Annotated in this window: 20 protein-coding genes and 1 riboswitch; of the genes, 7 read left to right on the forward strand and 13 right to left on the reverse strand. The window is 57.6% G+C overall.

Translation table 11 applies throughout. The annotated features are described in order from the left end of the window. Nucleotide 1 precedes the first annotated feature (1 nt). Nucleotides 2-201, reverse strand: a riboswitch (cobalamin riboswitch). Nucleotides 202-248: 47 nt separating this feature from the next. The 8 genes from cobD to FO268_RS13615 form a co-directional block, all read right to left on the reverse strand. After that, nucleotides 249-1,274 (reverse strand): threonine-phosphate decarboxylase CobD, encoded by a 1,026-nt coding sequence (cobD, locus tag FO268_RS13580; protein WP_225316708.1) that lies wholly within the window; start codon nt 1,272-1,274, stop codon nt 249-251. A 21-nt stretch (nt 1,275-1,295) separates the two neighbouring features. Further along, the gene (locus FO268_RS13585; protein ID WP_150993876.1) at nt 1,296-1,853 is read right to left on the reverse strand and encodes a cob(I)yrinic acid a,c-diamide adenosyltransferase; all 558 of its coding nucleotides are present in this window, start codon (nt 1,851-1,853) and stop codon (nt 1,296-1,298) included. Between the two features lie 41 nt (nt 1,854-1,894). After that, nucleotides 1,895-3,592, reverse strand: coding sequence for a methylmalonyl-CoA mutase family protein (locus FO268_RS13590; RefSeq protein WP_150993877.1), 1,698 nt, complete (start codon nt 3,590-3,592; stop codon nt 1,895-1,897). Continuing rightward, nucleotides 3,579-4,559, reverse strand: coding sequence for a methylmalonyl Co-A mutase-associated GTPase MeaB (gene meaB, locus FO268_RS13595; protein ID WP_150993878.1), 981 nt, complete (start codon nt 4,557-4,559; stop codon nt 3,579-3,581). Before meaB ends, FO268_RS13590 begins: the two co-directional genes overlap by 14 nt. Beyond that, the gene (locus FO268_RS13600) at nt 4,560-5,981 is read right to left on the reverse strand and encodes a phenylacetate--CoA ligase family protein (protein ID WP_150993879.1); all 1,422 of its coding nucleotides are present in this window, start codon (nt 5,979-5,981) and stop codon (nt 4,560-4,562) included. Nucleotides 5,982-6,028: 47 nt separating this feature from the next. Next, nucleotides 6,029-6,454, reverse strand: a complete 426-nt coding sequence (locus FO268_RS13605; protein ID WP_150993880.1) for a cobalamin B12-binding domain-containing protein — start codon at nt 6,452-6,454, stop codon at nt 6,029-6,031. Between the two features lie 15 nt (nt 6,455-6,469). Beyond that, complete coding sequence (locus tag FO268_RS13610) at nt 6,470-7,162, reverse strand: GntR family transcriptional regulator (protein WP_150993881.1); 693 nt, start codon at nt 7,160-7,162, stop codon at nt 6,470-6,472. 236 nt (nt 7,163-7,398) lie between these two features. Then, nucleotides 7,399-7,986, reverse strand: a complete 588-nt coding sequence (locus tag FO268_RS13615; RefSeq protein WP_150993882.1) for an NUDIX hydrolase — start codon at nt 7,984-7,986, stop codon at nt 7,399-7,401. 99 nt (nt 7,987-8,085) lie between these two features. Between FO268_RS13615 and FO268_RS13620 the strand changes: the two genes are divergently transcribed. Next, on the forward strand, nt 8,086-8,637 hold the full coding sequence (locus FO268_RS13620; RefSeq protein ID WP_150993883.1) for an NUDIX hydrolase: 552 nt from the start codon (nt 8,086-8,088) through the stop codon (nt 8,635-8,637). A 3-nt stretch (nt 8,638-8,640) separates the two neighbouring features. Here the strand turns inward: FO268_RS13620 and FO268_RS13625 are convergent, their stop codons facing one another. Next, nucleotides 8,641-8,952 (reverse strand): Nif3-like dinuclear metal center hexameric protein, encoded by a 312-nt coding sequence (locus FO268_RS13625; protein ID WP_150993884.1) that lies wholly within the window; start codon nt 8,950-8,952, stop codon nt 8,641-8,643. Nucleotides 8,953-9,416: 464 nt separating this feature from the next. Next, nucleotides 9,417-13,322 carry a phosphoribosylformylglycinamidine synthase gene (purL, locus tag FO268_RS13630; protein ID WP_150993885.1) on the reverse strand — a complete coding sequence of 1,302 codons (3,906 nt, stop codon included), beginning with the start codon at nt 13,320-13,322 and terminating at the stop codon, nt 9,417-9,419. 284 nt (nt 13,323-13,606) lie between these two features. Between purL and mltF the strand changes: the two genes are divergently transcribed. Next, a complete protein-coding gene (gene mltF / locus FO268_RS13635) occupies nt 13,607-15,088 on the forward strand; it encodes a membrane-bound lytic murein transglycosylase MltF (protein ID WP_150993886.1) in 1,482 nt (493 codons plus the stop codon). On the opposite strand, the gene FO268_RS13640 is transcribed toward mltF, so the two are convergent. Then, nucleotides 15,083-15,550 carry a regulatory protein RecX gene (locus FO268_RS13640; RefSeq protein WP_150993887.1) on the reverse strand — a complete coding sequence of 156 codons (468 nt, stop codon included), beginning with the start codon at nt 15,548-15,550 and terminating at the stop codon, nt 15,083-15,085. The two genes, mltF and FO268_RS13640, sit on opposite strands and share 6 nt — an antisense overlap. 165 nt (nt 15,551-15,715) lie before the next feature. Between FO268_RS13640 and FO268_RS13645 the strand changes: the two genes are divergently transcribed. Next, a complete protein-coding gene (locus FO268_RS13645; protein WP_150993888.1) occupies nt 15,716-18,199 on the forward strand; it encodes a DUF349 domain-containing protein in 2,484 nt (827 codons plus the stop codon). Here FO268_RS13645 and FO268_RS13650 read toward each other — a convergent pair. Further along, nucleotides 18,184-18,450: a late competence development ComFB family protein gene (locus FO268_RS13650; RefSeq protein WP_150993889.1), complete on the reverse strand. Its 267-nt coding sequence runs from the start codon at nt 18,448-18,450 to the stop codon at nt 18,184-18,186. The two genes, FO268_RS13645 and FO268_RS13650, sit on opposite strands and share 16 nt — an antisense overlap. A 191-nt stretch (nt 18,451-18,641) precedes the next feature. Between FO268_RS13650 and FO268_RS13655 the strand changes: the two genes are divergently transcribed. The 4 genes from FO268_RS13655 (at nt 18,642) to FO268_RS13670 (ending at nt 25,229) form a co-directional block, all read left to right on the forward strand. Beyond that, nucleotides 18,642-19,850 carry an acetyl-CoA C-acetyltransferase gene (locus FO268_RS13655; RefSeq protein WP_150993890.1) on the forward strand — a complete coding sequence of 403 codons (1,209 nt, stop codon included), beginning with the start codon at nt 18,642-18,644 and terminating at the stop codon, nt 19,848-19,850. 32 nt (nt 19,851-19,882) lie between these two features. Further along, the gene (locus FO268_RS13660; RefSeq protein ID WP_150993891.1) at nt 19,883-22,033 is read left to right on the forward strand and encodes a 3-hydroxyacyl-CoA dehydrogenase NAD-binding domain-containing protein; all 2,151 of its coding nucleotides are present in this window, start codon (nt 19,883-19,885) and stop codon (nt 22,031-22,033) included. Nucleotides 22,034-22,306: 273 nt separating this feature from the next. Beyond that, nucleotides 22,307-24,472: a carboxy terminal-processing peptidase gene (locus FO268_RS13665; protein ID WP_150994053.1), complete on the forward strand. Its 2,166-nt coding sequence runs from the start codon at nt 22,307-22,309 to the stop codon at nt 24,470-24,472. Between the two features lie 34 nt (nt 24,473-24,506). Continuing rightward, complete coding sequence (locus tag FO268_RS13670; RefSeq protein ID WP_150993892.1) at nt 24,507-25,229, forward strand: helix-turn-helix domain-containing protein; 723 nt, start codon at nt 24,507-24,509, stop codon at nt 25,227-25,229. Here the strand turns inward: FO268_RS13670 and mtnA are convergent. After that, nucleotides 25,218-26,282, reverse strand: coding sequence for an S-methyl-5-thioribose-1-phosphate isomerase (gene mtnA, locus FO268_RS13675; RefSeq protein ID WP_150993893.1), 1,065 nt, complete (start codon nt 26,280-26,282; stop codon nt 25,218-25,220). The genes FO268_RS13670 and mtnA overlap by 12 nt on opposite strands. Between the last annotated feature and the right edge of the window lie 118 nt (nt 26,283-26,400).

Here is a 26,400-nt window from a genome sequence, read left to right on the forward strand (position 1 = left end):
TGTATTCAGGCCGGTCTCCGGGCTTGCGAGTGGTATGGCCAACTGGCCAATCCGGGGCAATCACCTTCCCATGCTGAACGCACAGTGGCTTTATTGATTGCCTTTAGCTCGCTTACCGTTGCGGGGGCAGCGTCGGACTCTAACCGACTTCCCGTTTTCAGCTTTCCGGCGGGGGTACCGCGAAAAGCATTACCTGAATACTGTATACATTTAATCGAACGCCAAACTATCAGCCCTCTCGGGGCAAATCAATACAGATCACTCAAACTCATCGCCTGATCGAGCCGCGCCCAATCCGACTCGGATCCGGGCAGCCCGAGCCGCAGTGCCGCGGGTTGATCGAATACCCGGACAAGTATTCCGCGACTGGCAAACTCTGACGCTATGTCCACAGCCCGGCTGTGGCGGACATACCGGAACAACGCGGTACCCGTTGAATCACCAAGCCCCTGGCGCACCAGCATCTCCGCAAGCCGCTGGCTGTCGCTGTGCAGCCGTTCAGTAGTCGCGGCCTGCCACTGCTGGTCTGCCAGCACCCTGCTCATGACAAACCGCGCGGGACCGCTGACTGACCACGGCCCCATCACAGCACCGAGCCGGTCGACAATATCCGGATCCCCGGCCACAGCCCCGGCCCGAACACCTGCAAGGCCAAAAAACTTGCCCAGCGATCTCATCACAACCAGCCCAGGCCGACCGGATGCCTCACCAATGCTGAACGCCGGGGTAGCATCCATAAAAGCCTCATCCACGATCAACCAGCCCCCGCGGCGTTGCAGCCTGTGGTGCCAGCTCAGTAACCGCTCCGGCTCAATGGTGTCGCCAGTCGGGTTATTGGGATTGACCCAGACCAGCACATCCAGGTCATCCAGCCAGCTTTCGTCACCGCTGCCGGTGTGATCCCCGGTGATGCCAGTCACCCGATGCCCGGCTGCGGCCCAGCAGTGTCCGTGCTCCTGGTAACCCGGCGACGGCACCCCAACCCGGCACGGCGGCCGCAACCGGGGCAGCCCCATGATGGCCGCCTGGCTGCCGGCAACCGGTATGCATGCCGCTGAAGCCGTCGCGCCAAGCCAATGCCTGAGAAGACCCTCCAGGCCGTCGTCCGGCTCTGGAAGCCTGCGCCATACCTCTTCCGGTATGACAGGCACTGGCCAGCCGTGGGGATTGATGCCGGTGGAGAGATCCAGCCACTCGGCCAGCGGTATGCCCCATTGTTCGGCGGCGGCACGAAGCCGGCCGCCATGCTCAGGCGCCGTCAACATCCGCTTCATTACCTGCTCTGATGACCGGAATTACTCACCGGGCACCCAAAGTACATCGTCCTTGCCCTTGCCGTTGGCGTGTCTGGCCAGAACGAACAGAAGGTCCGACAGACGGTTCATATACTCCAGCACCACCTGACTGATCTCCTGCTCTGATTTGAGCTGGGCAATGATTCGTTCAGCCCTGCGGGTCACGGTGCGGGCGTGGTGAAGGTGTGTTGCTGCCGCATTGCCAGCCGGCAGGATGAAAGAGCGCAGGGAAGGAATGTCCGCGTTGAAACGGTCAATTTCCTGTTCGAGCTCCAGCGTCTTCGCTTCGGCCAGCCTCAACGGCGGGTATTTGGGCTCTTCTTCAAAGGGCGTGCAAAGATCGGCCCCCACATCGAACAGGTCGTTCTGGATACGAGCCAGAATGCCGTCGAGTTCTTCATCCACGTGAAGCCTGGCCAAGCCGATGACGGCGTTGGCCTCATCCACCGTGCCATAGGCCTCCACACGCAGATCGTGCTTGGGGACCCGGCTGCCATCGCCCAGGCCGGTATCGCCCTTGTCTCCAGTTTTCGTGTAGATCTTGGTTAGCCTGACCATTCATTTCTCCTGGTAGGCGGTTCATTGGTCGTCGAAGCCGGTCAGATTACAGGTTTTTCGCGATAGGTTCCCCATATGCCCTTCAGGGTTTCAACAATATCACCCATGGAAGCGCCTTCCCGGACCAACTCGATTGTCAGCGGCATGAGGTTTACCGATTCATCCTCGGCCTGCTCTTTCAACTGCTTGAGCATACCCTGAACCTTTTCCTCATCGCGGCTGTTCTTGACCTTGTTCAGGCGTTCAATCTGCCGGCGCTCGGTTTCCGGATCGTGGGGATGGGTTTCGATTTCCACATCTTCCTCATCCTGTACGAACATGTTCACGCCGATAACAGGCCGCTCGCCACTGGCCTTGCGCAGCGCGAAGTCATACGCCGAGTCGGAAATGCCTCTCTGGAAGTACCCATCGTCGATACACTGGAGTGTACCGCCGAGCTCTTCAACCTCGTCGAGGATTTTCCAGACTTCCTTCTCAATCTCGTCAGTGAGGCTTTCGACATAGTAGGAGCCACCCAGGGGATCCACTACCTGGGGAATGTTGGTTTCGTAGGCGATGATCTGCTGGGTACGCAGGGCAATCCTCATCGCTTCCTCGGTGGGGATGGCAAAAGCCTCGTCCATGCCGTTGGTATGCAGGGACTGGGCACCCCCCAGCACGGCAGACAATGCCTGAAGTGCGGTACGAATCGGGTTGATGGTGTACTGGGGTTTGGTCAGCGTCGCGGCCGCAGTCTGGGCGTGGAAGCGTAGCCGGCTTGCCTCGGGTTTCGTGGCACCGAACTTCTCCCGCATGATCTTGGCGTATACCCGGCGAGCCGCGCGGAACTTGGCGATTTCCTCGAAGAAATCCGCCTGACTGACAAAGAAGAATGACAGGCGGGGGCCAAATTCGTTCACGTCCACGCCGGCGTCGATGGCGGTTTTGACGTACTCCATGGTGGTGGCCATGGTGTAGGCCACTTCCTGCACGGCGGTCGAGCCAGCTTCCGAGATATGGTACCCGGAGATATTGATGGCGTTGTACCGCTTCATGTTCTCCGAACCGTACTGGATACAGTCGCGAACCAGGCGCACCGACGGCCGCACAGGGAATATCCATTCCTTCTGGGCAATGTACTCCTTGAGGATGTCGTTCTGGATGGTGCCCGACAGATCGTTGAGGTCATAACCACGCTGTTGCGCCAGGGCAATGTACATGGCGTAGAGGATCCAGGCTGACGGGTTGATCGTCATGGAAACAGAAATCTTGGTCAGATCAATGCCTTCAAACAGATCCTCCATGTCCGCCAGCGTATCGATGGCAACGCCTTCGCGGCCCACTTCGCCCTCGGCCATGGAGTGACTGGAGTCATACCCCATCAGAGTGGGCATGTCGAAATCGATCGACAGCCCGGTCTGGCCCTGGGCAATCAGGTACTTGAAGCGCCCGTTGGTTTCCTTGGCAGTACCAAAGCCGGCAATCTGGCGCATGGTCCAGTTCCGGCCCCGATACATGGTGGGATAGGGCCCCCGCGTGAACGGAAACTGCCCGGGAAAACCAATGTCCTCGAACGGAGTATTTTTCAGGTCCAGCGGCGTGTAGGTGCGCTTCGTCGGCATGCCGGATGCGGTGGTGTATTCCGACTGACTTTCCGGTGCCTTTTTAATGAATGACGAAACTTCATTTTTTTCCCACTCATCGAACTCTTTTTCAATATGCTCAAGTGCAGCGGGGTCATGCAGATTAGTCTTGTTCATGAATCGTCTCCTTCATGGCTTTGAGCAGGGTCACCGCGGCGCCGTGAGGATCCAGTTCGCGCTGAGTGACTTTTTTGAGCAGCTCTTCGGTTTGCGACCTGCTGTCACGTACAAAATTATCCCGGACAATCTCCTCGGCAACTTTCACTACCCGGGTTAAAGCAATCTGGCGACGCCGTTCGGTGATTTCGCCACTCCGTTCCAGGTGCTCCGCGTGGTTATCAATCGCGGCCATCAGTTCACCGAAACCGGTATGTTTTTCAGAGCTGGTGGGCACCACGGGCACCCTCCAGACGTCCTTCCCAGGCTCCAGGCTCATCATCAACATGGCCTTCAGTTCCTGGATGGTCCGGTTGGAGTCCGGCCGGTCGGCTTTGCTCACCACATGGACATCGGCAATTTCCAGAACGCCGGCCTTGATAGCCTGAATGTCATCACCCAGGCCCGGTGCATTGACAACCACCGTGGTGTGGGCGGCGCGCACGATATCCACTTCATCCTGGCCCACCCCGACCGTTTCGATCAGGACCACGTCGAACCCGCCGGCATCCAGAAGATCAACCGCATCCAGCGCCGGCCTCGCCAGGCCGCCCAGGGTGCCCCGGGTTGCCATACTGCGGATGAATACGCCAGGGTCGGAAACCAGGTCGCCCATACGGATACGGTCACCCAGGATTGCCCCACCAGAAAACGGGCTGGAAGGATCAATGGCAACAACACCGACGGTGCGGCCGCTGGCCCGGTACTCATGGACAAGCTGTGTCACGAGGGTCGACTTGCCGGCCCCGGGCACGCCGGTGATACCCACCACGTGGGCATTGCCGGTACTTTTATAGAGCTCGGCCAGGGCTTCGCGTACGTCCGGATCGCCGCCACTTTCAACCCGGGTAATCAGCCTGGCGATGGCCCGCAGGTGCCCGTCACGGACCCGCTTGGCCAGTTCCATTGAGGGTATGCGATTAATCATCTAACCCCCTTGCTTCTGGTTAAGGCTCTGGTAAAGATCCCGGTCATCGACGACACGTTGAGCTTTAAAGTCTGTCCGCGGGAAGGTCTCAGGCTCGACCATGATCACCCGTGCCCGCACACCCAGTACCCGGCTCAGCTCGGCTTCGGCCTTTTCGCCAAGTGCCCTGACGGCATCCGGGCCGCTGCTTTTGGTTTCCTGGTCAAACTCCGCCTGTACTGCCAGCTCGTCCATCGAGCCGTCACGGGAAATGACAATGCGGTGTTCGCCGCCGTAGCCGGATAATCCCTCAAGGACCTCCGCGATGGCGCTGGGATAGACGTTCTCACCTCGGATCTGGAACATGTCATCGATCCGCCCGTAGATGCCCTTGGGCAGCCGGGGATAGGTACGACCGCAGGGGTTGTCTTCCATCACCCAATGGGTCAGGTCGCCAGACACCATGCGAATCATGGGCTGGGACGTTCTTTCCAGATGGGTGTAGATCGGCGTGCCCTGTTCACCGTAGGGCACACGTCGATGGGTATTGGGGTCGGCCACTTCGGTATAGACGATGTCCTGCCACAACAGCATGCCTTCGGTGTCGGCGCTGCCGGATGCATGCATCCAGGGCGTCAGTTCGGCCATGGTGCCGCAGTCAACAACCTTGGCGCCGTATATATCCTGGATCTTGTCCCGTATGGACGGTATTGAGCCGCCCGGCTCGCCGGAGAAAAACAGCACCTTGATACCGAATTCCCGGGGGTCTACCCCTTCCTCACGGGCCACTTCGGCCAGCCTCAGCGCGTAGGACGGCGTTGAATACAGGCCGGCAGGTTTCATCATTCCCAGCCAGGTTACCGCTCGCGCGGTCATGCCCGGCGCACCGGCACCGAAGGGGAAGGCTTTGCAGCCCAGCCGCTCCGCTCCGATCAGAGCGCCCCACGAGCCCATATAAAGACTGAGGATAGCGGCCACAAACACTGTATCCCCGGGCCGCAAACCCATGCCCCACATGATCCTGGCATGATTATTGGCGATGGTTTCCCAGTCGCGCCGGGAGATGCCAAATGCGGTAGGCCTGCCGGTTGTGCCAGAGGTACCATGGATATGATGAATCTCGCTTTCCGGGCAGCACAGATAGTCTCCGAAAGGCGGATGTTGAGCCTGGGAGTCCCGCAGCTCCTGTTTGGCGACAACAGGCACCTCTTCAAAGTCGGCAAGCGTGCGAATATCGCTGGCCTTGATGCCCGCTGCATCCCACTTGCGCCTATAGAACGGGGAATGGTCGTAAGCGTAGGCCATCACATCCCGAATGCGCGCAACAATGAGTTCTTCCCGCTTTTCCGGGTCCATGGTTTCACGCTCCCGAAACCAGTAAGGACTGTTCGGATCGGGAAAATAATCGCCGCTGTAATTGGGGGGAAACTTCCACTCTTCCATCGGAGACTCCTGATATTGTTATTGGTGGGCGTCTGAGGAAATTTGGTTTACCGGGCACCCCGCTCTGCGACCAGTTGCCGGAACGAATCAATGATTTCCTGTGGAGGAGTGTCCTGAAGCAGAATCTTGTGGACGCCCATCTCGTAAAGCTCTTTGACATCGTTGTCGGGAATGACACCGCCACCGGCCACGATCATGTCCTCGGCCTCTTTGGCTTTCAGCAGGTCCAGCACCTTGGGGAAAATGTGCATATGGGCCCCGGAAAGCAGGCTGATGCCCAGGATATCCACGTCTTCCTGGATGGCGGCGTCAACAACCTCTTCAGGCGTGCGGTGCAGGCCGGTATAGACCACATCCATACCGGCATCACGCAGAGCGCGAGCGACCACTTTTATGCCCCGGTCATGGCCGTCGAGACCAATCTTGGCCAGCATTACCCGGATTACCTGCGCATTATTGTCATTGTTTTGCATCGTATTCTCCTTGGATTAGATATCAGAGCTGCCAGTTCTTCTGCAGGGCTCATGGGAAACGCGAATCTCCTGCTGAAGCCAGCGGGATGCGGTTTCCACATGCTGCCTGGCGAGCGTTTCAGCCGTTGTCACATCCCCGGTCAATACGGCTTCGAGTATTGCCGAGTGCTCATCCCAAATCTGTTGCTGGTTCTTCTGCACGATGAGGATGTCCGCCATCACCCGCCTGACGTGGTTCCAGTGGGCTTCCATGGAATCGAGAATGAACGTATTGCCCGCCAGTTCATAAATGAATCCGTGAAAGCGCATGTCAGCATCAATGAGAGCAGGAAGATCATGGGCCTTGCCGGCGGCGTAGCCCTCTGCAAGAATCTCTTCCCCGCGTTTTCGCGCGAAGGCATCCACTCGCCGGGCGGCCAGGCCCGCACTGATCAAATCAATCCCACACCGGTATTCGTACAGCTGGGCCACAAACTCTTCATCCAGTATGGAAACCATCAGCCCACGTCGTCCGACGCTGGAGAGGAATCCATCATCCCGCAGACGCTGCATGGCCTGGCTCACCGGCAATCGCGAAACGTCCAGTCTTTCAGCCAGGGTCTCCTGGGTCACCCGTTCACCCGGCTTAAGCAAACCTTCCACAATCGCGTTGACCACGGAGTCGTATATGAGCTCCGGTAAGTTCTTCTCAGCCTGAATTTTCTTCATCGATCAAACTCCACGACACAGCTCCCTGGTTGTCGTTTGCATACAGTATTCACCATGTAATACTCATTTCCGGCACAAACACATAAGACTTTAGTCTAATTATTGAACGCATTTTTTGAACACACAGCAGCTCGCCCCCATTCCATCCGGAACAGGGGCGATAGAAAAGCCAGGAAAATCAGGGGGACAGTACGGGCCTGAATGAACAGGCGCTATGATCAGGACGCGGAAAAAAATCAGCCCGGCTCAGGAGGCTCGAGCAAATCAATACCCGCATCGTAGACAGCGTTCAGGAAATCAACCAGTACCACAGCGGACAGGCCCCAGATCTGGTAGCGCTCCCAGCGATAGCACGGCACATAAAAGGTATTATTGAGAAAGTTCAGCGGGTCGGTGCGATGGCGCTTGTCTTCCAGGAAAAATTCAACAGGCACCCTGAATATGCTTTCAATTTCCGCGGGGTTTGCGGTCAACGGGTGATCGCCGGGTATTACCCCAACGTATGGAGTTACGAGTATCTGATGCAGAGACATCACCTGGCTCAGAGGTGCAATAAGCTGAACCTGCTCCGGAGGTAATCCGATTTCTTCATGGGTTTCCCGTAGCGCCGTGTCGGCAATGGAATGGTCCTCCGGATCACGGCGACCGCCGGGGAAAGACACCTGGCCCCGATGAGTACTCAGGTTTTCAGACCTCAGGGTAAAAACGATTTCAGGATTGCGGCGGTCATCTGTGACAGGGACCAGCACGCCAGCTTCGGGGTAATCAAGCGTCAGTAACCGGGGAACATAACCTGAGAGGCGTTCGGTAAGAAGATCACGCAAAACACGGCTCCGTTTTTACATCGAACTATTGAATGAGACGCCGGCAGCACCGATAGTTACACCTGCTACCACACAATTGTCCAGTATACGGTGAAACGAATGAAATACTGCAGTACCTGCGGCCATCCTGTCGAACAGCGCGTCCCTGAAGGAGACAATCGTCACCGTTATGTGTGCATAAGCTGCGAAACCATACACTATCAGAATCCCCGCATTGTCGCGGGCACGGTTCCGATCTGGCAAGGACAGGTTCTGTTGTGCCGGAGAGCCATCGAACCCCGCTACGGTTACTGGACACTGCCCGCGGGATTTATGGAAAACTCGGAAACCACACTTGAAGCCGCAACCCGGGAAACCTGGGAAGAGGCGCTGGCCGAAGTCACCGTGGACAATCTATACACCATTATTCATGTGCCCCACATCGACCAGGTCCACATGTTCTACCGCGCGACTCTCACCAGCGAAACGTTTGGCGCCGGCCAGGAGTCTCTGGAAACCAGGCTGTTTGCCCTGGAGGAAATTCCATGGGATGAGCTATCGTTTCCGACCGTTCGTCGCACCCTGGAGCTTTACCTGGAAGATGTACAGAAAGAGCACTTCCCGGTACATGTGGACGACATACGTTATCGGATGAAACCCGTCGGGCAGTAAGCGCTACATGTCCTCCATACGAAAGACTTCGTAGGCCGGTTCTTCATACGGATGTGATTCCTTTAGCGCCTGAACCGCAGCCCGGATCAGCTCATCCCTGCACACCAGTTCTACGCGATACTCCTCAACCTTCTCCACTTCACCCGCTTGACCAAGATAGGGGTTGCTCCCGTCGAGCGGGCGGAACTGCCCCTGCCCCTTACACTGCCAGGCACAACTGTCGTAGTCTCCGATACGGCCAGCACCGGATTCAAACAGCGCAGTCTTGGTGACTTCGAGATGACTCTCCGGGACGAAATAACACATTTTGTACATGGCCACCCAGCTCCTCTACAAGACGTTAAGCAGCATCGACGATTCCGGTTTCAGCTATGCCAATGCGCATATTTTTTGTACAGATTAAGCAGTTAGCTACTTACCCACAGAATCTGTGGATAACTCTGGGGAAAGATTTTGGGAACATGCCCTCACCCCCCGTAATTACTACACTTCCGTTAAATTGGCGACAAATTCACCTACTTCATTAAAAGCTTATTTATCAACACCTTATAAACCTTGCGCAAAAAATGAACCTGAAACCAACGCTTTGTTCAAGGAACGCACAACAAGGTACCCGGAATGTGCATAAAGTATTTTAGTCAAGGGGATTTTCGCACTTATAAACAAAAATTTCCCTTGAAAACCGTCGCATTCTCAAGGTTCGGAAATAAAAAAAGCCGGCCCTGGATCAGTCACCTTAAAGGTGTATCCGGGCCGGCTTTTTCAGCCTCTGTCAGAGCTTATTCGAACCAGCGCCTCGCGTTGCGGAACATGCGCATCCATGGTGCATCTTCTGCCCACTCCTTCGGATGCCACGAGAGCTGAGAGGTGCGGAAAACCCGCTCAGGATGCGGCATCATTATGGTGACCCGGCCGTCCCTGGTAGTCACACCAGTAATGCCTGCTTCCGAGCCATTCGGATTGTAGGGATAGCGGGTCGTAACGGCACCCCGGTTATCCACATAGCGCAGGGCCACAAGCTCGCTGTCGCTGAGCTGTTCCGCCGACGTGCCAGAGGCAAATTCCACCTTCCCCTCGCCGTGGGCAACCGCTATGGGCATTCTGGACCCTACCATGCCCTCCATAAAGGCAGAGGGGGACGGCGTTACCTCAGCCATCACCAGCCTGGCTTCAAACTGCTCCGACTGATTACGAACGAAGCGGGGCCAACCCTCACTGCCGGGAATCAGCTCATGAAGATTGGACAACATCTGGCAGCCGTTACAGACACCCAGCGCCAGGGTGTCCTGGCGATTAAAGAACGCGGCAAACTGGTCGCGAACCCGATCACTGAACAGAATGGACTTGGCCCAGCCCTCTCCTGCACCAAGCACATCGCCATAGGAGAAGCCGCCACAGGCCGCCAGGCTGTTGAAGACTTCAAGAGACGCCCTGCCCGACAGCAGGTCACTCATGTGAACATCGACAGATTCGAATCCCGCACGGTCAAAGGCTGCGGCCATTTCGACCTGACCGTTGACACCCTGCTCCCGCAAAACAGCAATCTTCGGCCGGGCGCCCTTGTTGATATAGGGAGCGGAGACATCCTCGCTGACATCAAAGGTCAGGCTGGCATGGAGACCGGGATCATCAGCATCCAGAAGGTTATCAAATTCTTCCCGGGCACAGTCGGCGTTATCGCGAAGCGCCTGCACGCGGTAACTGGTTTCAGCCCACAGCCGCTGCAAAGCGGCACGCGGCCGGGCAATGACCTCGTTGCCTTCGAAGGTATAGCGAATGCAGTCATCCTGGTTGAGCGTACCAATTACGGAAGTGTGGTCACCAAGGCCCGCCGCCGAAAACTGCTGCAGTACAAAGCCGGTTTCTTCACGCCGAACCTGAATGACCGCCCCCAGCTCCTCATTGAAAAGCTCACGAGGGAACTGGGATGAGTCTTCCGCCAGTCCATCCAGCTTGATATCAATACCTGAGCGCGCGGCAAAGCTCATCTCCGCCAGTGTCACAAACAGACCGCCATCCGAGCGGTCATGATAGGCCAGCAACTTGCCGTCTGAATTCAGCCCCTGAATCACCGCAAAAAACGCCTTGATATCTTCCGGGTCATCCAGATCAGGCGCCACTGCGCCCACTTGCCGGTAAACCTGCGTCAGAGCAGAGCCACCCAGGCGATTCTGGCCGGCCGCCAGATCAATCAGAATCAGGTCCGTGTCGCCGGCATCTGTAGCCAGTTGCGGAGTGAGGGTTCGGTCAACGTCTGTCACCGGTGCGAAACCACTGATGATCAGCGACAAAGGTGAGGTAACGCTCTTCTGCTCGCCATTATCCTCTTCCCACACGGTTTTCATGGACATGGAGTCCTTACCCACCGGGATGGTGATGCCCAGCGCCGGACAAAGCTCCATCCCCACAGCACGTACTGTTTCGTAGAGGTTCTCGTCCTCTCCGGGGTGCCCCGCTGCGGCCATCCAGTTGGCGGACAAACGGATGTCCGACAGCCTGGCGATCGGCGCTGCAGCCAGGTTGGTAATTACTTCACCAACCGCCATGCGACCGGACGCTGGCGCGTCAATGACAGCGACCGGTGTGCGCTCGCCCATTGCCATGGCCTCACCGGACTTCACGTCAAACGATGAAGACGTAACCGCCACATCGCTGACCGGTACCTGCCAGGGGCCCGCCATCTGATCCCGGGCTACAAGGCCGGTGATCGTACGATCACCAATGGTAATCAGAAAGCTCTTGGAACCCACTGAGGGCAGTCGGAGAACACGGTTGATGGCATCTTCAAGATCGATCTTTGTGGAATCGAAAATGGGCTTGGTAAACGAGGAGCGGGAAACGCTCCGGTGCATACGCGGTGGCTTGCCGAAAAGAACATCCATCGGCAGATCAACCGGACGGTCGTCGAAATAGGAATCACCCAGTTCAAGATGGTGCGTTTCGGTCGCTTCCCCAATTACCGCATAAGGGCAACGCTCGCGGCGACAAAGCGCATCGAACTGCTCAAGGTTCTCCGGCGCTACGGCCATCACGTAACGTTCCTGGGATTCGTTGCACCAGATCTCCAGGGGCGACATGCCAGGCTCGTCACTGGGAATGTCCCGCAGTTCAAAACGGCCACCACGGCCGCCGTCTTTCACCAGTTCGGGCATGGCATTAGAGAGCCCGCCTGCGCCAACGTCGTGAATAAAACAGATGGGGTTGTCGTCACCCATTTGCCAGCAGCGGTCAATCACCTCCTGACAGCGACGTTCCATTTCGGGGTTGTCACGCTGAACCGAGGCAAAATCCAGATTTTCGTTGCTGGAGCCGGAATCCATGGAGGAAGCTGCACCGCCACCGAGACCGATCAGCATGGACGGCCCGCCCAACACAATCAGTTTGGCGCCGACAGGAATATTGCCTTTTTCTACATGGCTGGCACGAATGTTACCCAGACCGCCCGCAATCATGATGGGCTTGTGATAGCCGCGGACTTCCTCGCCACCGGCACCCGGCACCAGCTCCTCGAACGTACGGAAATAACCGGTCAGGTTCGGGCGCCCGAATTCGTTATTGAAAGCCGCCCCGCCAATGGGGCCTTCAATCATGATATCCAGTGGTGACGCAATCCTGTCCGGCTTGCCGTAATCCAGTTCCCAGGGTTGGGGGTCATCCGGCAGGTTCAGGTTGGAAACCGTAAAACCCGTCAGCCCGGCCTTTGGCTTGGAACCACGACCGGTGGCTCCCTCGTCGCGAATTTCCCCACCGGAGCCCGTGGCGGCACCAGCCGCCGGAGCTATGGCTGTGGGGTGGTTATGGGTTTCCACCTTCATCAGAATGTGGATGTCTTCTTCGTGGTAACGATAAACACCGGTTTCCGGTTCCGGGAAGAAACGGCCGCCGCGGCTGCCGGCGATCACGGACGCGTTGTCCTTGTAGGCCGACAGCACGCCTTCGCTGTTCATTTCGAAAGTATTGCGGATCATGGCGAACAGGGATTTATCCTGCCCTTCACCGTCAATATCCCAGGAGGCGTTAAATATCTTATGGCGACAGTGCTCCGAGTTGGCCTGGGCGAACATCATCAGTTCAACGTCGGTGGGATCCCGCTCAAGGTCCGAAAAAGACGCGACCAGGTAATCAATTTCGTCTTCCGCCAGTGCCAGGCCAAGTGAACGGTTGGCGTCCACCAGAGCCTCGCGTCCGCCGGAAAGCACCGGGATGCGGTTGAGAGTGCGGGGCTCATCGGTGTGGAACAACAACTCTGCCCCGCCCATCTCGTGAAACACCTTCTGGGTCATGCGGTCGTGAAGCAGCGCCGCAATCTTTTCTCTCTGCGCCAGCCCCAGTTTACGACTGGCCTTTATATAGTAGGCCGTACCCCGTTCGATTCGCCGGATCTGCTTTAATCCGCAGTTGCGCGCTATATCCGTCGCCTTGCTGGACCAGGGCGACAGGGTGCCGGGCCGCGGAACCACCAGAAAAAGTACTCCGTCAGGTTCTTCGGCAGGAACACTGGGGCCGTAGGTCAGTAACCGGTCAAGTACCGCCTGGTCCGATTCGGAAAGTGGCGACTCAAGGTCTGTGAAATGCATGAACTCTGCATACACATGATCCACCTCGGGAACGATATCCTGAATGCGGGTATGCAGCTTGCGGGAGCGAAAGGGCGAAAGCGCAGGAGCGCCGCGAAGTTCAAGCATGATCAAAACCTGTACGCGCGAAACTGGGAGCCGGGGCACGCCTCCTGTTCCCCGGGAGGTCCGGTAACAGGAAAATGCTGGCCATTTGAAAGGCCGCAATGATACTCGAAACGGGGTTCGGGATACAGCGTCAAAAGGTCATAACCTGTGCCATGCATTTCACATTGTTTTGCATATAAAATGATCACCTCCATTGACCGGCACCCTCCGACCGGGGATTATTAAGGCCAGGACAGGGAGTTCAGAATTTGCAGAAAATAAAACGCCAACCGACAGGCTCCACCATGGCAAGGTATATTTGCCTGCTGGCTATTGCCCTCGTCGCTGCCGGGTGCTCCAGGCCCAGCACTCTCCAGGAGATTCGCTCGGAGGGTGTTCTGCACGTGATAACCCGTAACGCACCTTCTGTGTACTATGAAGGTCGCGACGGCCCCACCGGCTATGACTACGAGCTGGCCCGGCTATTTGCCAATGATCTGGGCGTAGAACTCAAGGTGCGGGTAGCTGACGACAACACCGGTGTGCTCTCTGTGATCGACCAGGACTACGCCCACATCGGGCTGGCCGGCCTTTCCGTCCGCCCGGATTTTCCAGGGCGGTATCACACGGTCTCCAATGGCGTGGAGGCAGAGTCCGTAGTGGTGTACAACCGCGACACAGACCGCCCCGAGTCCGTAAAAGACCTGGAAGGACAGGTTCTCCACCTCGTTGCAGACAGCAACCATGAACACCAGCTGGCGCAACTGCAGTCGGAGCACAAAGGCCTGCAGTGGGAGGTTCACTCCGGTCTGGACGCGGCCGGCATACTGGCCCGGGTTGAGTCGGGAGAATACTCGCTGGCCATCGTCTCCTCCAACGAGCTTGACCTCAATCACGTCTTCTTCCCCATGGTCAAAAGCGCGTTCAGTCTGGGCGAGCCTGAAGACCTTTTGTGGCTGTTTCCCGGAGAACAGGACCAGACCCTTGCCGTGGCCGCCCGGGAGTTCATCGGCGAGCTGAGAGAAAGCGGCGCCCTGGCCCAGATAGCTGAGCGTTTTTACGGCCACCTGGACCGCCTCAATTATGTCGGTGCGCGGACCTTTGTCCACCATGTGGAAAACCGCCTGCCGAAGTATGAACCCCTGTTTCGGGATTATGCGACTACCTACGAGCTGGACTGGCGCCTGCTGGCCGCTATCGGCTACCAGGAATCCCATTGGCGGCCAAATGCCGTCTCTCCCACCGGCGTGCGCGGACTGATGATGTTGACCCGTACAACCGCCAACCATATCGGTATAAAGAACCGGCTTGATGTGGAGCAGAGCATTCAGGGCGGGGCCAAGTATTTCACCATGGTTCATCGTAAGGTTCCCGAGCGTATCCAGGAGCCGGACCGCACCTGGTTTGCACTGGCTTCATACAACGTTGGCTGGGGCCATGTGGAAGACGCCCGCAGGCTGACCGAGGACGCCGGAAAGAACCCTGACCGCTGGATGGACGTCAAGGAATTTCTACCGCTACTGACTCAGAAAGAATGGTATTCCAAAACCCGTTTTGGCTACGCCCGTGGCCACGAACCGGTTATCTACGTGCAGAATATCCGGCGCTATTACGACGTTCTGGCCTGGATGACAGAGCCCACGAAAGTTGCCGAGACCCCGCAGGAACCCTGGTTCAAAGACCTTGAAGGCATGGAAAAAATTATCCGGCCCGGTGGCATTCCGTCTGGCCAGGAAACCCGGGCGAGCCTGCCGAGTGAACTCGGCTTCGTTCCCCCTACGCTATAGCCGCCGCTCAAGCGCTGACTCCACTTGGTCAGAAGCGAATCCTCTTCTGGCCAGAAATCGCCCCTGGCGGACCTTTTCATCCCAGTCTTCACTGATATCGCCCAGACCAAAACGCTTTTCCCGCAGCAGTACGGCCCGCTCAGTCCAGTCGGAATCGGTCATATCACGGACACAGCCGGGAGAGGTATAAACACCGCGCTGCTGAAGCTCCGCCAGAATCCTGAGTGGCCCGTAACCAAGGTCTATCCTCTGGCGCGCATAGACATCGGCAAACCGCTCATCGCTCAGCCAGCCTTCGGCTTCGTAGTCATCCAGAACCCGCTCGATAATGTCGGATTCAATTTTTCTCTGCCTGAGTTTGAGGGACAACTCAAGACGGCTATGCTCCCTGCGGGCCAACAGCCGCAACGCGGCCGAGCGGGCCTTGTAATCCTGGTCGTCCTGATTTGATGCTTTTCCCATTCTGACTCTTCCCGCAAATGCCGACAAAACGCTAGACTAGTGCCCCGAATGGCTACCCCACTCGATAATCGTACCCGGCATCCGTAACACCGGATAAAGCCGATGGTCGGTGCAGGCTTACTTTGCCGGCACCGGGAACTGGTTTCAATATCAAAGGATACCCCCATGGCTGCATTCATCCAGAAACTGTTCAGAACTCGCAAGGCGACGACACCTACCCCTGCGGCGAGTCGACGGGAACCAACGCCTGAAGATCTGGAAAAGGTAAACAGGCAGGATGACAAGCGTGAGCAGCAAGTCGAGATTCTGAAGTCCGCTCCTTCCGCCAGCCAACTTGAAGAACTGGCAACCAGCGGCATGACCTCCGGCATCCGTATTGAAGCAGCGGAAGCCCTGGCCGATAAAGCAGCCCTGCAACGGGTACAGAAGCTTGCCAAGGGAAAGGACAAGGGGGTTTATCAGGCGGTACGCCAGAAGCTCCAGCATATCCGTGATAAAGAGGAGCAACAGCGCCAGCAGGCTGAAGCCATACAGACGCTGGTACGCAACGCTACCGATCAGGCCCGCAGTGACGACACAAAACTGTACGAAGCCCGGCTTGAAGCATTGTTGCAGAAATGGGCAGAAGTGGAATCCCGGGCTTCCCAGGAACAGACCACCGACTTCCTCCAGGCAGTGCACCAGATCCGTGAACGCCTCGGCCTGATGCAGGCAGAAAAAGATCAACTCAGGCAGCAGCAGGAACAGCGCAGCCAGCGGGCGGAAACCCTCGCCCTTCTCGAAAATACCCTGGACGAACTGAAACAGCAGGATCCGGACCTTGAACCGTCCCTTGCCTCTCTTGATGCACTGCAGAAAACCCAGGAAAACCGCTGGCTGGAAGCCACCCGGGAGACTCCGGTCGACAAGCAGGAACAAAAGGCCTATGAAAACCTGATGCAGTCGCTGCGGGCCTACATAGCCGCTGTCAAACGCCTCGGCCAGCACAAAGATGAGATTACCGCGCTGCAGAACCCTGCCGAAGGCGAGCCAGAAGAAGAGACAGGCACCCAGAAGGCGAGGGAAATACTCGACGCGGTTGAGTGGCCAAAGGACTTCCGGCGCCCCTCGCTGCTCGACGCTCTCTACCGCATCACCGGCAAGCCCCGCCCAGCAAAAATGGAAAAGCCGGACACCGACGAACAAAAGCAACTGGCCGACTCAGTGCGACAGACCCTGGACAAGCTGGACGCGGCCCTGGAAGCCAGGCAACTGAAAGAATCCCGCCAGCACTTCAAAGCCGCGCAACAGCAACTGAAAAGTCTGGACCACCGTCACAGTAAATCCCTGCAGCCCAGAATTCACCTGCTGGGGGGACAGCTTCGTGAACTGACCGATTGGCAGGGGTTTGCCACCCGCCCGAAACAGGTGTCCCTGTGCGAACAGATGGAATACCTGGCAGACCAGCCCATGGAACCGGAAGCCAAAGCTGAACGCATCAAGGAACTGCAGAACGAATGGCGTGACCTTGGCGGCTCATCGGACCGCGACCTGTGGTCACGATTCAAACAGGCCTCTGACCTGGCCTATGAACCCTGTAAGGTCTATTTTTCTGCAAAGTCCGGGCTGAAAAAAGCAAACCTGCAAACCCGGAAAACAATCTGTGAGCAGCTCCGCACCTTCCTCGACAACGCTGACTGGCAAACCATCGACTGGAAAGCTGCCGAGCGAATCCATCAGACTGCCCGGGAAGAGTGGAAAGCCGCATGGCCGGTAGAATTCCGCGACAACCGGCAGGTACAGAAGCAATTCGACGACCTTCTCAAACAACTCGAGGAGCCCCTGGATGAAGAACGCAAGAAAAACGAAGCGCTGAAACAGGGAATTGTGGAACGGGCGGAGGCCCTTATTGACCACGAGCCTCTTGCTGACGCCATGAACCAGGCTAAATCCCTGCAGGGCGAGTGGACCAGCATCGGCATCACCCGCCACCGCGAAGACAGGAAGCTGTGGCAGGCGTTCCGCAAGGCCTGCGACCAGATTTTTGCGCGCCGTGATGCCCATAAAAATGAACAGGAACAGCTCTCCCGTGAAGCGGACGAAAAGGCAGAACCGGTACTTGTCGCCTGCAAATCTCTCGGCGCCGACGCCAGCGTGGAGACCCTGCAGACAAGCCTGACGGAACTGAACGCCCTGAAGAGTGAACCTTTGTCAGCTGGTGCCCGGGAGCAGGTCCACAACGAACGTAGCCGACTTTCCGCGCTGGCCTCCAGCCGCAAGTTGCAGGAGCAGATTGAAACCTGGACGCACTGGATCATGGCGAGAAGCACCAGTACCCTCAACAGCGATGCCTTGCCCGGCCACTGGGCGCAACTGGCTGCAAAAGTCGGACAGCCGGGCCCGGAAGAGCTCGTTATCCGGGCAGAGATACTGGCTGAGGTTCCCTCCCCTGACGAAGACCAGGGCCGCCGTATGGAAATCCAGGTACAGCGACTTGCGGAAGGGATGGGTAACGCGGCCAGCGATCAGGACAAGTCACAGCAACTTGAGATGCTGGTCGCAAACTGGTGCCTGGCGCAGCCAGTGGAGGCGGTAAGCGAGCCCCTGGCCCAGCGACTTGGCCGGGCACTGGAAGCGGTTCTGGGGCGTGAAGGTCAGTCGTCCCGCTGATGGGCCCTGACAAACTCCCTGGCCTGCTGTACGGCGGACAGGGAGTTTTTCTTCATGGCTTCGAGTTCGCCATCGGCAAGATAGAACATCATATCGATGCTGTGGCGATAATATTTTGCGGGTAAGCGGTTCAGAGCCACGCACATCACATCGGCCAGAAAGTCCTGGTTGTCCCCCTCTTCCCTGGTTTCATCAATGGCTTCAGCAACCAGCGGCTCATAAAAGTTATCAATGGCGTCTCTCAGGGACATCTCGCAACTCCTGCTTTTGATACACGTACCTGTCTATAACATAGATCCCCGGGCAGCAAATGTCATGATCAGCGTGAGCAGTTTCGCCAATGGGATTGGCAGCGCACGTCATTACGCATCGGGGCGGCAAACCGCTATGGTTAGTTTTTTGAGATTCGATTCCCGAGCCAAAGACCAACAGAGGACAGGAAATGACCACCGAAGCCTATATCTTCGATGCCGTTCGCACCCCACGGGGGCGCGGCAAGAAAGACGGTTCCCTGCACAGCGTCAAACCCATCACACTGCTGACCACGGTGCTCAAAGCCCTGCAGGAGAGAAACAGCCTGGACACTGCCCAGGTTGACGACATCGTTATGGGCTGTGTGACCGCAGTGGGCGACCAGGGGGCGGATATCGCCAAAACCGCTGCTCTTGCAGCAGACTGGGACGAAGTGGTGGCAGGCGTTACTCTCAACCGATTCTGCGCCTCTGGCCTTGAAGCTGTAAACCTGGCGGCCATGAAAGTCCGTTCGGGCTGGGAAGACCTGGTGGTTGCCGGGGGTGTTGAGGCCATGTCGCGGGTACCCATGGGTTCCGACGGTGGCGCCTGGGCAACCGACCCCGCCACCAACCTGCACACCGGCTTCATGCCCCAGGGTATCGGCGCGGACCTGATCGCCACGCTGGAGGGCTTCAGCCGGGAAGACGTGGACGGCTTTGCCGTGAAATCCCAGCAAAAAGCGGCCAACGCCTGGGAAAAAGGCTACTTCTCCAGGTCCATCATTCCCATCACCGATCAGAATGGGGTGATGATTCTGGATCGCGACGAGCATGTTCGCGGAAATACCACCGTGGAATCCCTGTCCAGCCTCAAGCCTTCGTTCCAGATGATGGGCGAAATGGGCTTTGACGGCGTTGCCCGGGAAAAATACCACTACGTGGAGAAGATCAACCACGTCCACCACGCTGGTAACTCCTCCGGCATTGTGGACGGCGCTACCGCCATGCTGATCGGCAGCGAAGCCAAGGGTAAGGCCCTGGGACTCAAACCCCGCGCCCGCATCCTGGCGACGGCTGTCACCAGCACCGACCCCACCATCATGCTGACCGGACCTGCGCCAGCGGCCCGCAAGGCGCTAGAGAAAGCTGGCATGACGGCGGACCAGATCGACCTGTTTGAAGTCAACGAAGCCTTTGCCTCGGTGGTCATGCGTTTTCAGAAAGAACTGTCGGTTCCCGACGAGAAGGTGAACGTGAACGGCGGCGCCATTGCCATGGGACACCCTCTGGGTGCCACTGGCGCCATGATCCTGGGCACCCTGCTCGATGAACTGGAGCGGAGAGAACTGCGCTACGGCCTGGCCACCCTGTGTGTGGGCGGCGGAATGGGCATTGCCACCATCATTGAGCGCGTCTGAGCCGACCACTGATTCTGAGAGGAGAACCGATTATGAGTGCCATTCACTACGACCTGGGTTCAGACCAGATCCTGACCCTGACCATCGACATGCCGGGCCAGTCCGCCAACACCATGAACGCCGACTTCCGCACGGGCCTTACCGAAACAGTGGGCAAGGTCAAAAACGACCTGGACAACATTCGCGGCATCATTATTACGTCCGCGAAGAAAACGTTTTTTGCCGGCGGCGACCTGAAAGAACTTTACAAGGTTACCCGGGAAGACGCCATGGCCTTCGAGGACATGGTCAACAGCCTCAAAGCTGAGATGCGGACCCTGGAAACCAGTGGCAAGCCGACTGTTGCAGCCATTAATGGCTCCGCACTGGGTGGCGGCCTGGAAATCTGCCTGGCCTGCCATCACAGGGTGGTGATGGACGATGACAAGATCCAGTTGGGCCTGCCGGAGGTGACTCTCGGGCTTTTGCCTGGCGGTGGCGGCACCCAGCGCCTACCCCGGATGATTGGCCTGGAAGCGGCTTTCCCCTACCTGATGGAAGGCAAGAAAGTGAGCCCGAAAGCGGCCTTCAAGGCTGGCATAGTCGATGAACTGGCCTCGTCCATGGACGATATGATGGGCAAAGCCCGGGCCTTTATCGAAGCCAACCCGAAAAGCCAGCAACCGTGGGATCAGAAAGGCTTCAAATTCCCCGGCGGCGCCCCCCATCACCCGGCCATGGCCCAGAAACTCGCCATTGCGCCGGCCATGCTCAAACAGAAGACCAAAGGCTGCTACCCGGCACCGGAACGCATCTTGGCCGCAGCCGTGGAAGGCGCCCAGGTGGATTTCGACAATGGCAGCCTGATCGAGACCCGCTATTTCGCTGAACTGGTCACCGGCCAGGTGGCCAAGAACATGACCGGCACCTTCTGGTTCCAGCTCAATGCCGTCAATGCGGGTGAAAGCCGGCCTGAAGGCGTGAACAAGGAAACCTTCCGTAAGGTAGGTGTGCTGGGTGCCGGCATGATGGGCGCAGGCATTGCCTATTCCACAGCAACACGGGGCATCGAGGTGGTGCTCAAGGATGTGTCCACTGAGAATGCCGAGAAAGGCAAAGCCTATTCGGAAAAACTGCTGGCGAAGAAAGTCAGCCGCGGGCGCATGACCGAAGAGCAGAAAACCGAGATACTGAACCGTATCATGGCCACCGGCTCCGCCGCGGACCTTGAAGGTTGCGATCTCGTCATCGAAGCCGTTTTCGAGGACAGCGAGCTGAAAGCGAAAGTGACTCAGGAAGCGGAAGCCAGGTTGGTCAAGAACGGCATATTTGCATCAAACACCTCCACCATTCCCATCACGCAACTGGCGGAAGCTTCAGCCGCACCGGACAACTTCATTGGCCTGCACTTTTTCTCCCCCGTGGACAAGATGCAGCTGGTGGAAATCATCGTGGGGGCCAAAACCTCGGATGACACGCTGGCCCGGGCCTTTGATTACGTGCAGCAGATCGGCAAGATCCCTATCGTAGTGAACGACAGCCGCGGCTTTTTCACCTCCCGCGTGTTCGGTACCTTTGTCAACGAAGGCATCGCGATGCTTGGTGAGGGCATTCACCCGGCCAGTATCGAGAACGCCGGTGTGCTGGCCGGAATGCCGGTGGGCCCGCTGGCCATTTCCGACGAGGTCAGTATGACGCTGATGCAGCACATCCGTGACCAGAGCAGGAAAGACACGGAAGCAGCCGGTAAAACCTGGAATGCCCACCCCGCAGAGGCGGTGATCGACCAGATGGTTACAAGCCATAACCGCAAGGGTAAGGCCGCGGGCGCCGGATTCTACGAATATCCAGAATCCGGCAGGAAATACCTGTGGCCGGAGTTGGAAACACTGTTTGTGGATCAGGAAAAGGCCCGGGCAACCGGATTGCAGGATCTGAAAGACCGCATACTGTTCATTCAGGCTATCGAAACCGTGCGCTGTCTGGAGGAAGGTGTGTTGCGCACTGTTGAAGACGCCAATATCGGCAGCATTTTCGGGATTGGCTTTGCCCCCTGGACCGGCGGTGCCATTCAGTTCATCAATCAATACGGTGTGAGAGCCTTCGCAGAACGGGCAAAAAATCTCGCGGAGCGTTTTGGTGACCGCTTCTCCCCGCCGGCGCTGTTGCTGGAAAAAGCCGAAACCAACACAACCTTCAGCTAACACCCGCCCTTCCTTGCCGGAGCCCTGATTACTCCGGCAAGGCTTCCCGACCGACTGGTGCGTTTTCCCGCTTACGTACCTGCCCACTTCATGGACAGATTGTCACGAACCGATACTTCAACGCTATGGCAACCGCACCTGCGCTTGCCTACAATAAAATCATGAGCCAATCCGGCGATATCCAGAATGCGTATGGCCTTCACCAGCGGTCGCTGCACTAAAGCCCTTTCCGCTGACCTTTATATCGCCAACCACCGTCAGGTACACAAGCTTATGAGCATCGCGGAACGATTTTTCAACCGTTGCAGCAACTCCGGCAAAGCCGGCAAACAGGCAGCCATCCTGACGCTGGCGCTGGCACTCGCGCTGCCTGTATCAGCCAAAGTGGATACCGACAAGGTCTACGAACCCGTCTCCCCTTCGGTAGAACAAGCCAGGGCGAATATCCTCATCGCCCGGCAATTGCAGTTTACCCATTTCCGCGATATGAGCATCAACGACTCCCTTTCCGGGGACGTATTCGATGCCTACCTGGAATACCTCGATGGTCAACGCATCTACCTGACCCAAAAGGACATCGAGAACTTCAATGCCGTACGCCTGGGGCTTGGCTCGGCCCTGAAAACCGGCCAGCTTCAGCCCGGGTTCGACATCTACAACCTGGTGCAGCAACGAATTATCCAACGTCTGGAATTCGCCCTAGCCGTTATTGATGAAGGTATCGACAAGCTCGACTTCGAGGCCGAAGAAAGCATCCTGCTGGATCGATCCGAAGCCAGCTGGGAAGCCGACGAGGAAGCGCTGGACGCCCTGTGGGTCAAGAGAATCAAGAACGCGGTACTCGCCCAGCGCCTCAATGGCACCGAGGATGAAAGTATCGAAGAAGCTCTTCGCCGCCGGTACGAAGGCCAGTTAAAGCGAGCCTACCAGGCCCGCAGCGAAGACGCCTTCCAGGCTTATATGAACGCCTTTGCCGGCATGTGGGACCCGCATACCTCCTACTTCTCCCCGCGCACCTCCGAGAACTTCAACATCAACATGAGCCTCTCCCTGGAAGGCATCGGGGCTGTGCTGCAGTCGGACAATGAATACACCAAAGTGGTGCGCCTGGTGCCAGGCGGGCCGGCGGCCAAGCAGGGGCAACTGGAACCGGCCGACCGCATTGTGTCGGTGCGCCAGGAAGATGAAGACAAAGTGGTTAACGTGATTGGCTGGCGCCTTGACGAAGTGGTGGACCTTATTCGGGGTCCGCGGGAATCCACCGTTACACTGGAAGTCATTCCGGCCGATGCCGCCGACGAAACCGTGACCGAAACCATTGCCATCAAGCGCGATAAAGTGAAGCTGGAGGAGCAGAGCGCCAGCAAGGAAGTGATCGAATTTGAGCGGGGCGACGATACTTTCCGCATCGGCGTCATCCACATTCCCACTTTCTACGCTGACTTCAAGGCGATGCAGAACGGTGATCCGAACTACAAGAGCACCACCCGTGATGTTCGCAAACTGATCGACGAGCTCAAGGCCGAGGGCATCGATGGAGTGGTAATGGACCTCCGCAACAATGGCGGCGGTGCTCTTCACGAAGCCAACGACCTGGTAGGCCTGTTTATCGAGAAGGGCCCCACAGTGCAGATCCGCAACTCCAATAACGACGTGCAGGTACTGAACGACGAGGACCCGTCGGTTTCCTACGATGGCCCGCTGGTGGTTCTGGTCAATCGCATGAGTGCTTCGGCATCAGAGATCTTTGCAGGCGCCATTCAGGATTATGGCCGGGGCCTGGTGGTAGGGTCACAAACCTTTGGCAAGGGCACCGTGCAGGCTGTACGCCCGCTGAACCATGGCCAGTTGAAGATCACCCAGAGCAAGTTCTACAGGGTTTCTGGCGGCTCAACACAACACAAGGGCGTGATTCCCGATATCGAGATCCCCTCCCGGGTCGACAAGACCCGCATCGGTGAAGATGCTCTCGACCATGCCCTGCCCTGGGATCAGATCGAAGCCGTGCCTCACACCCGCTACTTTGACTTCAGCAGCGTGATTGACGAGCTACGTACACGCCACGACAACCGATTTGAAGACCATCCGGAATTCCAGCTGCTGCAGAAAGAGATCGAGTTCCTCAAACAGCAGCGGGAGCAGACCTCTGTCAGCCTCAACATCGATTCTCGCAAGGAACATCAGTCACAGATCGAGCGCACGCGTCTCAGCATAGCCAATGCCCGCCGCGAGATTCATGGCGGCGACCCCTTCGACAGCCTCGAAGAACTGGATGACTGGCAGGACCAACAGGCCGCAGATCTGGACGCCACCGACGAGGAAATGGATTTTATCGTTCATGAGGGTGGCAACATCATGGCCGACATGCTGGAGCTCGATCAGCGCATGGCCTCTATCCTGGACCCCAAGCAGATAACCGCTCAGGCCCAGGCACGCTGAGCGGCATCAATTCCTCCGTTAACGGGCGTTAGCCATGGCTGACAAGGAAGAAGACCGGAACAGGGCCCGCCTGCTGGAAGGCATGCTGATGGACGCCATGCATGCCATGAGGTCCATGGAAGAGGTTGAACAGGTCCAGGGCTCATCAAGTCCCGGGGAGAGCAAGGAATCAGAGTCCCTCGTTGATCGCATTGCCGGTTTTACCGGCTCGGCCCTTCGTTTTGCCGCAAGGTCTACCGATACCTCCCTGAGAGTTGGCCGCGCGCTGATGAATTCTCAGGACCAACTGCGCATGATGCTGGTAGCAGGAAAATCCCTCAAGGACATCCGTGAAGTAGCTGGGCTCACCCTGTCGGAAATGAGCGAAGCCCTGAACCTGAAGGACAAATCAGTTCTGGAAGCTATCGAGAACGGCACCACCACCCTGTCCTTTGAGCTGATACTCCGCCTGGCAGCCCTGATAGCCCGCAACGATCCCATTCCGTTCATTCTTCGCACCACCCGCAATTACAACCCGGAAGTCTGGCGCATTCTGAACGATTGGGGCGTCGGCCGTCTGCCACTGCAGTTTGAGCGGGAACGTCAGTTCATCAATATTTTCCGCAGCCACGACGATGCCCGTACCCTCTCTGACGAGGGGTTCCAGAAAGTCCTGGAGTTCACTCGCCAAAGCTTCGAGATGTCGCTGCATTTCATCGAAGAGCAGGAAAAGGAAATGGCGCAGTTACGGGCGAAAAAGGACAACTCAGCGGAATAACGTCTTCATTCCGGTCACATTCGGCGTGCTGACAACCCCTTTCTCCGTCACGATTACGTCGATCAGACTCGCAGGAGTGACATCAAATACCGGGTTGAATACTTTCACACCGGCCGGTGCAATGGCCATTCCTCTTATCTGCCTCAGCTCCGAACCCTCCCTTTCTTCAATAGGGATATCCTTGCCGGTCTCCAGTGACATATCCACGGTGCTGGAAGGCGCCACCACCATGAATCCGACCTTGTGATGGCGAGCCAGTACAGCGAGGCTGTAGGTACCAATCTTGTTGGCGACGTCCCCATTGGCGGTAATGCGATCGGCACCGACAATCACCCAGCGCACCTTACCGGCGGCCATAATCGCTGCAGCCGCGCCATCGGCATTCAGCGTGACAGGAATACCGTCCCGCGACAGCTCCCAGGCAGTGAGCCTGCTGCCCTGAAGCCAGGGGCGGGTCTCGTCCGCAAACACCTCCTTGAGCAACTTTGCTTCATGAAGTCGGCGGATTACGCCCAGCGCAGTTCCATACCCCCCGGTCGCCAGGGCCCCGGTATTGCAGTGAGTAAGCACAGAGAATGGTTTGTGGGCAGCCATATGCTCCAGAGCGTAATCCGCCATGGTGAGATTGGCGGCCAGGTCGTCCTCATGAATGCGAACAGCGGTTGCGGCAAGACGTTTGACGGCTTCATACAGGGAATGGCAAGCGGCGAATTCGCGCTCCATCTCCTGAAGTGCCCAGAACAGATTTACCGCCGTCGGTCGGGAGGCTGCCAACTCCCGTATCGCCTGCTTGATCTCGGCTTTCCAGTCACCACCACCGGCGTGGCGGGCGGCGAGGGCCACTCCATAAGCCGCACTGATGCCAATAGCAGGAGCACCGCGCACCACCATGTCCTGGATACACTGGGCCACACCGGAGGCTCCCTCCACCGTAATCCAGTGCTCCTGATCCGGCAACAGGCGCTGATCCAGCAGCTCAAGACTGCCTCCATGCCAGCGCATGGCAACGGTTCCCACGGAACGCCCACCGGAAGAAACGGGGGTTTTGCTCATTCAGTCACTCCAGCCAGGTAAAAAAGGCAGTATACCCCTGATCGCGCCCCAAACTCAGCCCCCAGGGTAGTTCTCGGCCCGGGTGGTCGCTATACTTTCGGGCTACATTCTTTGGCTG

Origin of the sequence: Marinobacter denitrificans (assembly GCF_008795955.1) — a bacterium.
In the GTDB taxonomy this organism is placed as follows: Bacteria; Pseudomonadota; Gammaproteobacteria; order Pseudomonadales; family Oleiphilaceae; genus Marinobacter; species Marinobacter denitrificans.

What these genes read in the sequence shown, in the direction of transcription:
- cobD (WP_225316708.1), bottom strand. Translation starts at nt 1,274, where the DNA reads ATGAAGCGGATGTTGACGGCGCCTGAGCATGGCGGCCGGCTTCGTGCC.
- FO268_RS13585 (WP_150993876.1), bottom strand. Translation starts at nt 1,853, where the DNA reads ATGGTCAGGCTAACCAAGATCTACACGAAAACTGGAGACAAGGGCGAT.
- FO268_RS13590 (WP_150993877.1), bottom strand. Translation starts at nt 3,592, where the DNA reads ATGAACAAGACTAATCTGCATGACCCCGCTGCACTTGAGCATATTGAA.
- meaB (WP_150993878.1), bottom strand. Translation starts at nt 4,559, where the DNA reads ATGATTAATCGCATACCCTCAATGGAACTGGCCAAGCGGGTCCGTGAC.
- FO268_RS13600 (WP_150993879.1), bottom strand. Translation starts at nt 5,981, where the DNA reads ATGGAAGAGTGGAAGTTTCCCCCCAATTACAGCGGCGATTATTTTCCC.
- FO268_RS13605 (WP_150993880.1), bottom strand. Translation starts at nt 6,454, where the DNA reads ATGCAAAACAATGACAATAATGCGCAGGTAATCCGGGTAATGCTGGCC.
- FO268_RS13610 (WP_150993881.1), bottom strand. Translation starts at nt 7,162, where the DNA reads ATGAAGAAAATTCAGGCTGAGAAGAACTTACCGGAGCTCATATACGAC.
- FO268_RS13620 (WP_150993883.1), top strand. Translation starts at nt 8,086, where the DNA reads ATGAAATACTGCAGTACCTGCGGCCATCCTGTCGAACAGCGCGTCCCT.
- FO268_RS13625 (WP_150993884.1), bottom strand. Translation starts at nt 8,952, where the DNA reads ATGTACAAAATGTGTTATTTCGTCCCGGAGAGTCATCTCGAAGTCACC.
- purL (WP_150993885.1), bottom strand. Translation starts at nt 13,322, where the DNA reads ATGCTTGAACTTCGCGGCGCTCCTGCGCTTTCGCCCTTTCGCTCCCGC.
- mltF (WP_150993886.1), top strand. Translation starts at nt 13,607, where the DNA reads ATGGCAAGGTATATTTGCCTGCTGGCTATTGCCCTCGTCGCTGCCGGG.
- FO268_RS13640 (WP_150993887.1), bottom strand. Translation starts at nt 15,550, where the DNA reads ATGGGAAAAGCATCAAATCAGGACGACCAGGATTACAAGGCCCGCTCG.
- FO268_RS13645 (WP_150993888.1), top strand. Translation starts at nt 15,716, where the DNA reads ATGGCTGCATTCATCCAGAAACTGTTCAGAACTCGCAAGGCGACGACA.
- FO268_RS13650 (WP_150993889.1), bottom strand. Translation starts at nt 18,450, where the DNA reads ATGTCCCTGAGAGACGCCATTGATAACTTTTATGAGCCGCTGGTTGCT.
- FO268_RS13655 (WP_150993890.1), top strand. Translation starts at nt 18,642, where the DNA reads ATGACCACCGAAGCCTATATCTTCGATGCCGTTCGCACCCCACGGGGG.
- FO268_RS13660 (WP_150993891.1), top strand. Translation starts at nt 19,883, where the DNA reads ATGAGTGCCATTCACTACGACCTGGGTTCAGACCAGATCCTGACCCTG.
- FO268_RS13665 (WP_150994053.1), top strand. Translation starts at nt 22,307, where the DNA reads ATGAGCATCGCGGAACGATTTTTCAACCGTTGCAGCAACTCCGGCAAA.
- FO268_RS13670 (WP_150993892.1), top strand. Translation starts at nt 24,507, where the DNA reads ATGGCTGACAAGGAAGAAGACCGGAACAGGGCCCGCCTGCTGGAAGGC.
- mtnA (WP_150993893.1), bottom strand. Translation starts at nt 26,282, where the DNA reads ATGAGCAAAACCCCCGTTTCTTCCGGTGGGCGTTCCGTGGGAACCGTT.